Here is a 13,333-nt window from a genome sequence, read left to right as displayed (position 1 = left end):
AGGGTTCAACCGATGACGGAAACCGTGGGAACGGGGGCCCGCGCGGCCGCCGGCAAGAAGGGCAAGACCGCCGGCGGGCTGAGCGTGCAGCGCGTGTTCACGACCGAGGGACAGCACCCGTACGACCAGGTGACCTGGGAGCAGCGGGACGTCGTCATGACGAACTGGCGCGACGGCTCGGTCAACTTCGAGCAGCGCGGCGTGGAGTTCCCCGAGTTCTGGTCGGTGAACGCGACCAACATCGTCACCAGCAAGTACTTCCGCGGCGCCGTCGGCAGCCCGCAGCGTGAACGCAGCCTCAAGCAGCTCATCGACCGGGTCGTGCGGACCTACGTCAAGGCCGCGGGCGACCACGGCTACTTCGCCACGCCGCAGGACCTCGAGATCTTCGAGCACGAACTCACCTGGATGCTGCTGCACCAGGTCTTCAGCTTCAACTCCCCGGTCTGGTTCAACGTCGGCACGCCGTCGAAGCAGCAAGTCTCCGCCTGCCAGCCGTACGACGCCCTGGTGAGCACTCCCGGCGGCGCCGTGCCGATCGGCCGCTTCGTCGAGCTGAACGCCGTGGGTGCCAAAGTCTACGACGCGCACGGGCTGACCAAGGTCGTCGCCACCAAGGCGAACGGGATCAAGGAAGTCCTGCGGGTCACGACGAAGTCGGGCCACGTCCTCGACGTGACAGCGGACCACCTCGTGTGGCGTGCGAGTGCGGGCGGCGGGAAGTTCGTGCCTGCCGGCGAGCTGCGGGTCGGAGACCAGCTCGAATGGCACCGCCGCAGCGCTTTCGGTGAAGAAGAGATCAGGGAAACCGACGTCGCCGAAGCCGCGCTGGCGGGCTGGTTGCAGTCGGACGGCTTCGTCGGTCAGTACCGCGGGACGAACCGCTCGCTCACCATCGAAGCGATGACGGTGAACGACGCCGAGCTGGCCTGGGTGCGTGATGCCCTCGACCGCGTCTTCCCGGACGTCCACCGCCACGAACGTGCCGTCGAAACCCAGGAAGAGACGCTCGACTGCCGCCGCACCCGGCTCTACGGCAACGTTCTCGAGAACTTCGTCGAGAGCTGGGGCCTGCGCGCCCGGGGGACCGAAATGGAGGTGCCGGAGCACCTGTACACGGCGCCGCTCCCGGTCGTGGCCGCGTACCTGCGGAGCATCTTCCAGGCCGAGGGCTATGTGTCCGCACGTGAACGGTCCACTCTGGTGGCGCTGGACATGATCGGCGAAGGCCTGGTCCGTGGCCTCCAGCAGCTGCTGGCCCGGTTCGGCATCTTCGCCCGGGTGGGCCGCAAGAAGGAGAGCAGGCCGGATCGGCACGATCTCTGGGGCATCCGGATCCAGAACGCCGGTGACCGGCGGATCTTCGCGGACGAAATCGGCTTCATCGATCCGGTGAAGACGGCGAAGCTGGAGGCGTCCTTCGAAAAGCCCGGCCTGCCTGCCCGGGAGAGGAAGCGGCTGGAGATCGCCGCGGTCGAGAGCCGTGGCGAGATGCCGGTCTACGACATCCAGACGGAATCCGGCGAGTACCTTTCCGGAAACCTCCGTGTTCACAACTGCTTCATCCTCGCCGTCGACGACACGATGGAGTCGATCCTCAACTGGTACCGCGAAGAGGGCCTGATCTTCAAGGGCGGCTCCGGCGCCGGGCTGAACCTCTCCCGCATCCGCTCCTCGAAGGAACTGCTCACCTCCGGCGGCACCGCGTCCGGGCCGGTCTCCTTCATGCGCGGCGCTGACGCGTCGGCGGGCACCATCAAGTCCGGCGGTGCCACCCGGCGCGCGGCGAAGATGGTCGTGCTCGACGTCGACCACCCGGACATCGAGGAGTTCATCCAGACCAAGGCGCGCGAAGAAGAGAAGATCAAGGTCCTCCGCGACGCCGGGTTCGACATGGACCTCTCCGGCGCGGACATCTCGTCCGTGCAGTACCAGAACGCGAACAACTCGGTCCGCGTGTCGGACGAGTTCATGCACGCGGTGGAGAACGGCACCGGCTTCGGCCTGCGCGCCCGGCTCACCGGCGAGGTCATCGACCGCACCGACGCGAAGAAGCTGTTCCGCACCATGGCCCAGGCCGCGTGGGAGTGCGCCGACCCCGGCATCCAGTACGACGGCACGATCAACGACTGGCACACCTGCCCGGAGTCGGGCCGGATCACCGCGTCGAACCCGTGCAGCGAGTACATGCACCTCGACAACTCCAGCTGCAACCTGGCGTCGCTGAACCTGCTGAAGTTCATCACGCCGCAGGGCACGTTCGACGCGCCGCTGTTCGCCCGCGCCGTCGAGTTCGTCATCACGGCGATGGACGTTTCGATCTGCTTCGCGGACTTCCCGACCGAGCCGATCGCCGACACCACCCGGAAGTTCCGCCAGCTCGGCATCGGCTACGCCAACCTCGGCGCGCTGCTGATGGCGCTCGGCCACGCCTACGACTCCGAAGGCGGCCGCGCGCTCGCGGCGGCGATCACTTCGCTGATGACGGGTGTGTCGTACCGGCGTTCGGCGGAGATGGCCCAGGTCGTCGGCGCGTACGAGGGGTACGCCCGCAACGCCGAAGCGCACCAGCGCGTGATGCGCAAGCACGCGGCGGCGAACGAGCTCGTCCGCACCTACCACTCGAACGACGCCGCCGTCCGCGCGCTGGCGACCGAGGAGTGGAAGAAGGGCATCGACATCGGGACGAAGCACGGCTGGCGCAACGCGCAGGCGTCGGTGCTCGCCCCCACCGGATGCCTGACCGCCGACACCCTGGTGACGACCGATCGGGGACTGGCCCGGTTGTCCGAGCTCGGCGACCTTTACGGTGACCGCTGGCAGGACATCGACGTCACCGTGTCGACCGACGAGGGGCCTCGGCAGGCGACGAAGTTCTTCGTCAACGGCGAGGAGCCGACCAGGCGCGTCGTGACCAAGGGCGGCTACCGCCTCCAGGGCACACTGGCGCACCGCGCCAAGGTGGTCGACGCCGAAACCGGGGGCTGGGTGTGGCGGCGTCTCGCCGACATCCGGCCGGGCGATCTCGTGCCACTCCAGCTGGGCGGTCTGGTCGGTGCCCCCCGGCAGGTTCCGCTGCCCGTGCTCGATCAGGCGTACTACACCGACGACCGGGCGATCTGCGTCCCGGACGCCGTGGACGAGGACCTGGCCGAGCTGGTCGGCTATTTCATGGGCGATGGCAGCCTGCACGCCAAGGGCATCCGCTTCTGCGTCGCCGACACCGATCCGGATGTCGTGGTGCGGCTGCAGACGCTGGCGAAGGGCCTCTTCAACCTCGACCCCGCCGTCCGCCGGTGCCAGGGGTACCAGGAGGTGACCCTGCAGTCCGTCCGGTTGGCGAGGTGGTGGCAGGCGGCCGGCTTCGCGAAGGACCTGCCGGGAGCCGACCACACCGGAAAGGGCTGGACACCGCGGATCCCCGCGGCGATCCGTGAGACCAACGCCGCGGGCGTCTACGCGGCTTTCCTGCGGGGGCTCTTCGAAGCAGACGGCACGGTGCTCGAAGGGGTGCCGGGTGTCGCGACCGCGTCGGAACTGTTCGCGGAGGACATCCGCACGCTCCTGCTGTCGCTCGGCATGGCCTCCACGACGAGGGCGACGACCAGCGGCTGGGGCGATGTGCTGCACCAGGTCCGGCTGCGCAACGTCGACCACGCGTTGATCTTCGACGAGGTCGTCGGATTCATGGGCGACCGGAAGAACCGTGCGGTGGTCGCGCTCGAACCGCGGGGTTCGGCCAAGAGCGACCGGATCCACCTGCCTCGGCGGGTGTGGGACGAACTGGTGCCGGCGGGGCACGAATCCCGGGACGCGGTCGTGCAGGCGCTCGGGAAGACGGGCGGCGTGCCGCGCATGCTCGGCCGCCGGATCTTCGGTGAGACGGCCGACCAGCGCCTCGGACACGCGCTCGGTTATCTGTTCGAGCCGGTGCTGTCCAACGAGGATGGTGGCCTGCAGCCGACCTTCGACCTGTCGGTGCCCGAGAACGTGACCTACGTGGCGAACGGGTTCGTCAGTCACAACACCATCGGCTTCATGATGGACTGCGACACCACCGGGATCGAGCCGGACTTCTCGCTGGTGAAGTTCAAGAAGCTGGTCGGCGGCGGCTCGATGCAGATCGTCAACCAGACGGTGCCGCGCGCGCTGACGGCGCTGGGCTACCAGGACGAGCAGGTCGAGGCGATCGTCGAGTACGTGGCCCAGCACGGCCACGTCGTCGACGCACCGGGGCTGCGGCCGGAGCACTACGAGGTGTTCGATTGCGCAGTCGGCGAGCGGTCGATCGCGCCGATGGGGCACGTCCGGATGATGGCCGCGGTGCAGCCGTTCCTGTCCGGCGCGATCTCCAAGACGGTCAACATGCCGGAGTCCGCGACGGTCGAAGAGGTCGAGGAGATCTACTTCCAGGGCTGGAAGCTCGGGCTGAAGGCGCTGGCGATCTACCGCGACAACTGCAAGGTCGGCCAGCCGCTGTCGACGGCGAAGAAGGAGACGGCGGCCGCGGCCGCCGAGCCTGAGAAGGTCGTCGAATACCGGCCGGTCCGCAAGCGCCTGCCGAAGAAGCGCCCGAGCCAGACGGTGTCGTTCACGGTCGGCGGCGCGGAGGGCTACCTGACGGCGGGTTCGTACCCGGACGACGGCCTCGGCGAGATCTTCGTCAAGCTCGGCAAGCAGGGGTCGACCCTGGCCGGCGTGATGGACGCGTTCTCGATGTCGATTTCGGTCGGCCTGCAGCACGGCATCCCGCTCGAGTTCTACGTGTCGAAGTTCTGCAACCTGCGCTTCGAGCCGGCGGGCATGACCGACGACCCGGACATCCGCATCGCGACGAGCGTGATGGACTACCTGTTCCGCAGGCTGGCCCTGGACTACCTCCCGTACGAGAAGCGCTCCCAGCTGGGCATCCTCTCGGCGGACGAGCGTTCGGCCGAGGTCGAGGCGACCTACGGCAACCAGGGCGTCGACCTGGAGGCGCTGCAGTCCACAGTGGACGCGTCCCCGGAGCCGCACGCGGACGAACCGGAGCACCCGCACCGCGAAGCCCAGACGACAACGGAGCTGATGGAGCTGCGCCTCGGCAAGGCAGCGGACGCCCCGCTCTGCATGACGTGCGGAACGAAGATGCGCCCAGCAGGCTCGTGCTACGCCTGCGAAGGTTGCGGCGCAACGTCCGGCTGCAGCTGACGGATCTCCGGCTGAACCGGGCGCCGGCCGCCCGGTTCAGCCGAAGAACCGGTGCAGTTCGGAAACCGGCGGCAGCTCGCCGACGAAGCCGAACCGCCCCGCGCGCATCTCCTTCGCCCCGTCCATGAACGACTTGAGCGCCAGCCGCGACAACGCCGCACCGATGCTGACCCGCCGGACGCCGATCCCCGCCAGTTGCTCGAGGGTGATCGACGGGTCCGCGAACCCCATCACGACGTTGACCGGTTTGCCCACCGACGTCACCACCGCACGCATCTGTTCGAGCGTCCGCAACCCCGGCGCGTACAGCACGTCGGCGCCCGCTTCCTCGTACGCCTGCAGCCGCCGGATCGTGTCGCCGAGGTCGTTGACGCCCAGCCAGAGGTTTTCGCACCGGGCGGTGAGCACCACCGACCGGGCCCGCGCGGTCTCCACCGCGGCGCGAACCCGGTCGACCGCCAGCCCGAGCTCGTAGATCGGCCGCTGCGGATCGTCCGTGAGGTCTTCGATGGACGCACCCACCGCCCCGGCGTCGGCTGCCGCGTCGATCATCTTCGCGGCTTCGGCCGGCTCGTCGGCGAAGCCGTTCTCGAGATCGGCATTCACAGGCAGCGGCGTCGCCTCGGCGATCTCCCGCACGTTGGCCAGGATTTCCGCCCGGGTCGCCCGGGTCCGGCCGACCACGTTGGCGACGCCGAGGCTGGTCGTGGCGAGGGCGTCGAAGCCGAGACCGGCGAGGAGCCGTGCCGTCCCGGCGTCCCACGGGTTCGGCAGCAGGAAGGGCTCGGATCGCTCGTGCAGGGCGCGGAACTGCTCGGCAGCGGTCATGGGTCCCAGCTTGCTCCCGCGGGATCCATCCGACAAATGCATAGTTCTCCCGAGTCTCCCATCATCGATCCGAGCCCGCGGTCAGCCGCCGCATCCTCGAACCGGACCACGGCCTCGGCGAGCCGCTGTTCGAGCGTTCCGGCCGCCGGGTGACCTCTCCGGCGAGCTACTCGATCGTGTTCTCGGCGGCATCCTCGAGGTTCGCCGGAACTCTGAACAGGAATGTCAGCGTCGGAAGTTGCGAGCTGCCACCAAGCCCAGTACGACGTCGGCTCCGGCCCTTCTCGCCCGCTCTATACCCATTCCTTCAGTCGATCGCAGCCCTGAGACCAGTGAGCTCGTGCTCGCTCTGTTGGCTCCCGGCGTCGCGGGCGGACCTCGTCACGCCGTTCGCGGCTTGCTGGGGCCGAGACGCGCCGCATTGCTCCGCGCGATCGATGAGCTGCCTCGGGAGATTCTCGCCGACGCACACGAGACCGCTGCGAAGCTCCGTGACGCTGGGGTGCGCGCCGTACTGTGCGGCAATCCGCAGTACCCTGAGCGGCTGAGGCGTTTTTCCGGCGCGCCACCAGTGTTGTACGTCCGTGGGCCGCTGGAGTTGCTCGGGGTGGCGGCTGTCGGCTTGTGCGGCTCTAGAAACGCCACGGTGGCCGGCCTCCGCGCGGCGCGGGCGTGTGGTCGGCTCGCCGCCGAAGAGGGGCTAGCCGTGGTTTCGGGCTACGCCAAGGGCGTCGATACCGCCGGACACCTGTCGGTTCTCGAGGCGGGTGGGCGGACGGTCGCGGTCCTGGCCGAGGGAATCGAACGCTTTGCCTTGAAGAAGGCCTATCGCGAACAAATCGCGCCCGAAGGTCTGAGCAACAGGATGCTGGTCGTTTCACAGTTCGCGCCGACCCAGCGATGGTCCGCTGGGGCGGCGATGACCCGAAACCAGGTGATCGTCGGGATGAGCCTGGGTCTCGTCGCCGTCGAGGCAGGGGAAACCGGCGGCACGTTGACGGCCGGTGAGACGGCGCTCCGGGGAAGGCGACCTGTGTTGGTGCCGAGCAGTTCACCGGACGAAGCGCCGGGCAACAAACTGCTAGTCGCGGCCGGAGCCCATTCGATGACTGACCGGCAAGAGCTCCTTGATCAGCTGCGACGGCTGCGCGGCGACGTGGCGCCACCGGGTCTTTTCGAGCAGTGACGGTTCACGCAGTCCTACCTGGCACCTTGCATTGGCTTCGACCAGGTGCGCGCCGGACGCGCCCGCGTTCGCCCGGCGCGGTAGCGGTCCGACCGGACAGTGCCGTACCCGGTCGCGATTCCGGTGGCAGCCGGCCAAGTTTCAATGGGCGGCTTCGAGTCAGGCGCCGCCCGCCGGATCCACCACCCCACGGCATCATCGGAGTTATGACCCACGCGCACTGGCTCCACGACTTCGAAGCCGAGGCCGAACGCCGCAGACAGCGCGAAGACCCGCCCTGGGACCGGGGCGCGAAGCTTCACCCCGACGTCGCCAAGAGCGTCCAGCGCTTCCAGGTCGGCGAGGCCGGTGACGGTGCCAACCTCATCGCGAAGGCCGCCGGGGACGATACCTACCTCGCCGCCGTGCGGCTCTTCGTCGCCGAAGAACAAAATCATGCCCGGATGCTCGCCGGACTGCTGGCTGCCGCGCGGGTGCCCACCATCGGGAAACACTGGTCGGACACCGTGTTCGTCAAGCTGCGGCGGGCGCTCGGGCTGCGGCTGGAACTCATGGTGCTGCTCATCGCCGAAGTCGTCGCCCTGCGGTACTACCGGGCGCTCCGGGACGGCACCGGTGACCCGCTGGTCACGCAGGTCGCCGCGCGGATCCTCGCCGACGAAGAGCGGCACGTGCCGTTCCACTGCCACCGGCTCGGGATCGCTTTCCGCGAGCTGGGCCAGCCCGCGAGGGCCGCGCTCTTCGGCGCGTGGCGGGTACTGCTGCTCGGCGTCACGATCACGGTCGCCGCGGATCACGGCGCTGCCTTGGGGCGGCTCGGCGTCGGACGGCGGGAGTTCGTCGCGGACGTCCTAACCGCCTTCGACGCCGCCCTCGCGAGGCTCCAGTAGCCCGGCCAGCTGCCTCAGCGCCGCGGTGATCCGGTCCGCCGGCACACCGCGAGACGTCTGGTGCAGGAACAGCTCCGGCGCCAGTGGGGCGAGCAGCACATCGGCCAGGACTTCCGGATCCGCAGCCCCCGCCGCCTCCGCCAAGACCCGGACGTGCGTGCGCCAGAAGCCGTACGCGCCCGTCGTGAAACGCGAATGGCCGACCTCGGTGCCCAGCACCAGGGGTGCGTGCCGCTCCAGCAGCGCCACCATCGCCTCGTAGAACGCCGCCAGCCGCTCGGCCGGGGGTGCGCCCGGGCCCAGGGGCGGGTCGCCGCGCAGCAGCTGCTCCTGGAGCCGGCGCTCGTGCTCGTCCAGCAACGCCACGGCGATCGACGAACGGTCCGGGTAGCGGCGGTACAGCGTTCCGCGGCCGACCCCGGCCGCCCGCGCGATGTCCTCCATCGTCACCTCGGCCGCGCCGCGGGCGGTGAACAGCGCCTCCGCCGCCTCCAGGATCTTCGCGCGGTTGCGAGCCGCGTCGGCGCGTTCGGGCATGGCGCCAGCCTAGGGAATATCCGGACACGGCGTCCAGTTGAGTCAAACGGACACCGTGTCCACTTGAGGAGGAATCGTGCCCCACCTGCTGCACCTCGACTCCAGCGCCCGCCGCTCGTCGTTCTCCCGCGAGCTGTCCGCCCGGTACGCCGCCACCTGGACGGGCACCCGGACGTATCGCGACCTCGCCGCCGACCCGGTGCCGGTGATCGGGGAGGCCTGGACGGAGATCTGCGACGCCCTGCTCGCCGCGGGAATCACCGACCCCGCGCACTACGCCGACGTCGTCGAGACGCCGGAACAGAAGAAGGCCTGGGCCGTCGTCGAACCGCTCCTGGCCGAGCTGCTCGAAGCCGACGTCGTGCTGATCGGCGCGCCGATGTACAACTTCTCGATCCCGGCCGCCCTCAAGGCGTGGATCGACCAGGTGACGTTCCCGCGCATGAACCTCGAGGGCACAGCGTTCGTCATCGCGGGCGCCCGCGGCGGGACGTATGCCCCCGGAACTCCCCGAGCCCCTTTCGACCATCACGAGCGCTACCTGCGGGACTTCATCGCCGGGCACTACGGCGTCGACGACGTCCGGTTCGTGCACGCCGAGCTGACCAACGCCCTGGTCGACCCGCACCTCGCCGCGCGCGACGGTGAGCGGCGGACTTCGCTCGAAGCAGCACTCGAGGCGCTCTGATGGGCTGGGTGACGCTCGTGTTCGCCGGGCTCGTCGAGATCGCCTGGTCGCAGAGCATCAAACCGACGGAGAACTTCACGCGGCCGTGGCCGACGCTGCTGTGCTTCGCGCTCGGCGCCGCCGCGGTCTACCTGCTGTCGCGCGCGATGGACACCGTCCCGGTGGGCACCGCCTACGCGGTGTTCACCGGGATCGGTGCCGTCGGCGCGATCGTGCTCGGCGTCGTCGTGACCAAGGATCCGCTCAGCGTCGGCCGGGTGGCCGCGCTGGCCTTGATCGTCGGCGGCGTCGTGCTCGCGCGGGTCACTTCGTGAGCTGCTCCCACAGGAACTCGAACACCAGCGCCCACTTGAACGCCAGCTGCTCGTTGTCCGCGGCGGCGCCGTGGCCGCCTTCGATGTTTTCGTGATACCGGACGTCGTGCCCCTGCTCACGCATCCGCGCCACCATCTTGCGGGCGTGGGCGGGGTGCACGCGGTCGTCGCGCGTCGACGTCACGAACAGCGACGGCGGATACTCCCGTCCCTTGTGGACGTTCTGGTACGGCGAGTACGCCGAGATGTACTCCCACTCCGCGGCGTCCTCCGGGTCGCCGTACTCGGCCATCCAGGACGCCCCGGCCAGCAGCAGGTGGTAGCGGCGCATGTCCAGCAGCGGCACCTGGCTGACGATGGCGCCGAACCGCTCCGGGTAGCGCGTCAGCATGACACCCATCAGCAGCCCGCCGTTGCTGCCGCCCTGGATCCCGAGCTGCGCCGGCGTCGTGATGCCCCGCGAAACCAGGTCCGCGGCCACCGCGGCGAAGTCCTCGTACACGCGGTGGCGCTCGGCCTTGATCGCCTGGGTGTGCCAGCCGGGCCCGTACTCGCCGCCGCCGCGGATGTTCGCGACGACGTACGTGCCGCCGCGGGCGAGCCAGCCGCGGCCGATCATGCCGCTGTAGGACGGCGTCAGCGAAATCTCGAAGCCGCCGTAGCCGGTCAGCAGCGCCGGGCCGCCCTCGGCCCCGGACGGCCGGACGACGAAGTACGGGATCTTCGTGCCGTCCTCTGACGTCGCGAAGTACTGCGCGACGCTCATGCCCGAAGCGTCGAAGAACGCCGGAGCCTGTTTCAGGATCTCCACCTCTTCGCCGACGTGGCCGCAGCTGAGCGTCGACGGCTGGAGGAAGCCGCTGGAGTCGATCAGGTACTCGTCGCTGACGTCGGGATCGGTGTCGAAGATGTCCGCGCTGCCGAACTCGGGCCCGCCGGCCAGCGGTGCCTCCGGCCAGCCGTCCGGGCCCGGGGTCAGCGTGCGCAGCTCGGTGCGGACGTCGCGCAGCGTGCCGAGCAGCAGGTGGTGGCGCGTCCAGGCCCAGTAGCTCAGCGAGGTGTGCTCGTCGGGTGTGAACAGCGTCGTGAAGTCCCGGTCGCCGGCCATGAAGGCGTCGAAGAGGATGGCGATCAGTGAGCCGGCCGGGTGCTCGGTGCCGCCGACGGTCCACGCCGTCCGCGGCCGCACCAGCAGCCATTCGCGGTGCACGGACGCGCTCGCGTCGTCCGGGATGTCGATCTTGACCAGCCCGCCCGGCGTTCGCAGGTGCAGTTCCGAGCGGTAGAAGTCGATCGCGCGGCTGACGAAGTCGCGCTCGAAGCCTTCGGTCGGGTCGTGGGACGCGCCGATCGAGACGTCGTCGGGCTTGCCTTCGAAGACCGTGACGGCTTCGGAGAGCGGCGTGCCGCGCCGCCACTCCTTGGCCAGCCGCGGGTACCCGGAGCTGGTCAGCGAACCCGGGCCGAAGTCCGTTCCGATGTAGACGCGGTCTTCGTCGATCCAGCCGATCCGCGTTTTCGCCTCCGGCACCGTGAAGCCGTCCTCGACGAACTCGTGCGCGTCGAGGTCGAACTCGCGGACCACGGTGGCGTCGGCGCCGCCGCGGGACAGCTCGACCAGGCCGCGCCGGTAGTCCGGCCGCAGCACGGTGGCGCCCTGCCAGACCCAGTTCTCGCCCTCGGCCTCGGCCAGCGCGTCGACGTCGAGCAGCAGCTCCCACTCGGGCTCGGCCTGCCGGTAGGACTCCGGTGTCGTGCGCCGCCACAGGCCACGCGGGTGGCTCGCGTCCTGCCAGAAGTTGTAGAAGTACTCGCCGCGGCGGCGCACGTACGGGATCCGGTCGTCGGCGTCGAGCACCTCGCGCAGCTCGTCACGCAGCTCGGCGAACCGCGCCCCGGTGGTCAGCTCGGCCAGCGTTTCGCCGTTGCGGGCGCGCACCCAGCCGAGCGCGTCGTCGCCGGTCACGTCTTCCAGCCACAGGTAAGGATCCTCGACACTCATGGGGTTCAGTCTCGCCCGGCCGGGGGTCCGGCGGCCACCCGGCCGCGTTTTCGTTTCGTGATCCCCGCCTTCCGGGGGGTCCGTATGCTGGTGCCACACAGCAGGGGGAGAACGTGAACGACGCCGAGCCGCCATGGCCGGGGACGGCCCGGCCGCCCGAGCCCGCGTGGGTGCCGGAGCCGAACCCGTGGGCGCCGAATTGGGCCCCGGCCCCGCCCGTCCCGATCGCGCCGCCGCGCAACCGGCTCTGGGGTGCCGTCACCGGGGTCCTGATCGTGGTGGTGGCCTTCTCCCTGATCGCCGCCACGATGCCGCACCGGGTGGACGGCCGCGCGTTCGCCGCGCAGGGTGCCGACACCGGCCGGACGTTCGGCGGCACCGGGAAGACCCCGAAGGCCGTGCCGGAGCTGGCGCGCAACCCGCTGCTCGGCGCCGGCATCAGCCCCGGGCCCGCCACCTGCAACCTGCCCGACCTCGGCCGGGCGGCCGAGCAGCTCAAGGCCTACTACGGCGCGCTCGTCGCCTGCCTGGAGCAGTCGTGGCGCCCGGCGCTCGAGAAGGCGAACGAGCCGACGCTGACCGCCACCGTGTCGGTGACGCTGCCGGAGCACAGCTCGTGCGGCGAAGCGCCGACGGAGAACGAAGCCGTCGCCTACTACTGCGGCGGTGACACGACGATCTACGCGCCGACCGACTGGATGCTGTCGGACGCCGGGCTCAACAAGGCCCGGCACATCGCCACGATCGCCCACGAGTACGGCCACCACGTGCAGCGCGAGAGCGGCATCCTCTCCGCGGCGGCGGACAAGATGACCTCGCCGGACGAGGACAGCGCGGCCGACAAGGAGGTCGTGCGCCGGATCGAGCTGCAGGCGAACTGCTTCGGCGCGCTGTTCCTGACCGCCGTCGCCGGCTCGGGCTCGATCAGCCGGTCGCTGGCGAACGCCGCGGTCGCCGACTACGGCCGGGCCAACGACAGCGACACCCACGGCTCCCGCGAGCACCAGCTGTCCTGGGCGAAGGCGGGCTACGACGCCAAGGCCACGAAGGCGTGCGACACGTGGAGCGCCCCGGTCGACGAGGTCAGCTGAGGGTCCAGGCGGGGTCGCGGCCGAGGAGCGCGAGGAACCGGTCGAGCTCGTTCGCGTGGGCGGGAACCTCGACGCTGCGGGCGAACGAGCCGTTCTTTTCGCGGCCTTCGTCCGGGATCCGCTCGGCCAGCTTCGTGGCGATGTACACGGCTTCGGCGTCCGGCTCGTAGGGCAGGCCGAGCGTGCGGGCCAGGTCCCAGCCGTGCGCGACCGTGTCGACCAGGTGCATGTGCGCGGCGATCGAGCCGGGGAACGTGCCGAAGTGGTTGATGGTGAGCTTCCGCTCCAGCACGGCGTCGCCGGCGAAGGCGTCGAGGAAGTCGTCGACGGACGCCCGGTACGCGGCGTAGACGTCGTCGCCCAGGGAACCGGCGTCCCAGTCCGGAGCCGAGCCTTCGCGGGCCGCCGTCGCGAAGGCGTGGTTCTCGCTGACCTGGTGGCGGAGGAGATCGGCGAGGGTCCAGCCGGTGCACGGCGTCGGGCGGGTGAGGTCGGCCGGGGTGACGCCGGCGACCATCTTGTCGAGGACGAGCAGGGTGCGGCGGTCGAGTTCGCGAAGATCCATGCCGGGGACGTTAGGCGGGGAAGCGGACCACGAACAGTGCCA

Annotated in this window: 10 protein-coding genes; 6 read left to right on the top strand and 4 right to left on the bottom strand. The window is 69.9% G+C overall.

Going from position 1 to position 13,333, the window contains the following annotated elements; genetic code table 11:
• Nucleotides 1-12 precede the first annotated feature (12 nt).
• Entirely contained in the window at nt 13-5,190 is a 5,178-nt protein-coding gene (locus Q5425_RS01190; RefSeq protein ID WP_308670145.1) for an adenosylcobalamin-dependent ribonucleoside-diphosphate reductase, read from the top strand.
• Nucleotides 5,191-5,226: 36 nt separating this feature from the next.
• Here the strand turns inward: Q5425_RS01190 and Q5425_RS01185 are convergent, their stop codons facing one another.
• The gene (locus Q5425_RS01185; protein ID WP_308670144.1) at nt 5,227-6,018 is read right to left on the bottom strand and encodes an isocitrate lyase/phosphoenolpyruvate mutase family protein; all 792 of its coding nucleotides are present in this window, start codon (nt 6,016-6,018) and stop codon (nt 5,227-5,229) included.
• 421 nt (nt 6,019-6,439) lie between these two features.
• Between Q5425_RS01185 and Q5425_RS01180 the strand changes: the two genes are divergently transcribed.
• Complete coding sequence (locus tag Q5425_RS01180) at nt 6,440-7,204, top strand: DNA-processing protein DprA (RefSeq protein ID WP_308670143.1); 765 nt, start codon at nt 6,440-6,442, stop codon at nt 7,202-7,204.
• 206 nt (nt 7,205-7,410) lie between these two features.
• The gene (locus Q5425_RS01175; RefSeq protein WP_308670142.1) at nt 7,411-8,094 is read left to right on the top strand and encodes a ferritin-like domain-containing protein; all 684 of its coding nucleotides are present in this window, start codon (nt 7,411-7,413) and stop codon (nt 8,092-8,094) included.
• On the opposite strand, the gene Q5425_RS01170 is transcribed toward Q5425_RS01175, so the two are convergent.
• Nucleotides 8,056-8,631, bottom strand: a complete 576-nt coding sequence (locus Q5425_RS01170; protein ID WP_308670141.1) for a helix-turn-helix domain-containing protein — start codon at nt 8,629-8,631, stop codon at nt 8,056-8,058. The genes Q5425_RS01175 and Q5425_RS01170 overlap by 39 nt on opposite strands.
• Before the next feature lie 76 nt (nt 8,632-8,707).
• Here Q5425_RS01170 and Q5425_RS01165 point away from each other — a divergent pair, with 76 nt between their 5' ends.
• Nucleotides 8,708-9,319 (top strand): NAD(P)H-dependent oxidoreductase, encoded by a 612-nt coding sequence (locus Q5425_RS01165; protein ID WP_308670140.1) that lies wholly within the window; start codon nt 8,708-8,710, stop codon nt 9,317-9,319.
• Nucleotides 9,319-9,633 (top strand): multidrug efflux SMR transporter, encoded by a 315-nt coding sequence (locus Q5425_RS01160; RefSeq protein WP_308670139.1) that lies wholly within the window; start codon nt 9,319-9,321, stop codon nt 9,631-9,633. The genes Q5425_RS01165 and Q5425_RS01160 overlap by 1 nt, the downstream gene beginning before the upstream one ends.
• On the opposite strand, the gene Q5425_RS01155 is transcribed toward Q5425_RS01160, so the two are convergent.
• On the bottom strand, nt 9,623-11,635 hold the full coding sequence (locus Q5425_RS01155) for a prolyl oligopeptidase family serine peptidase (RefSeq protein WP_308670138.1): 2,013 nt from the start codon (nt 11,633-11,635) through the stop codon (nt 9,623-9,625). The two genes, Q5425_RS01160 and Q5425_RS01155, sit on opposite strands and share 11 nt — an antisense overlap.
• 113 nt (nt 11,636-11,748) lie before the next feature.
• Between Q5425_RS01155 and Q5425_RS01150 the strand changes: the two genes are divergently transcribed.
• The gene (locus Q5425_RS01150) at nt 11,749-12,726 is read left to right on the top strand and encodes a neutral zinc metallopeptidase (protein WP_308670137.1); all 978 of its coding nucleotides are present in this window, start codon (nt 11,749-11,751) and stop codon (nt 12,724-12,726) included.
• Here Q5425_RS01150 and Q5425_RS01145 read toward each other — a convergent pair.
• Complete coding sequence (locus Q5425_RS01145) at nt 12,719-13,291, bottom strand: TIGR03086 family metal-binding protein (RefSeq protein ID WP_308670136.1); 573 nt, start codon at nt 13,289-13,291, stop codon at nt 12,719-12,721. The genes Q5425_RS01150 and Q5425_RS01145 overlap by 8 nt on opposite strands.
• Nucleotides 13,292-13,333 lie beyond the last annotated feature (42 nt).

It is taken from the genome of Amycolatopsis sp. A133 (assembly GCF_031082405.1).
Taxonomy (GTDB): Bacteria; Actinomycetota; Actinomycetes; order Mycobacteriales; family Pseudonocardiaceae; genus Amycolatopsis.
The sequence above is the reverse complement of the archived record's forward strand: the minus strand, read 5'-3'. Positions and strand labels throughout refer to the sequence as shown.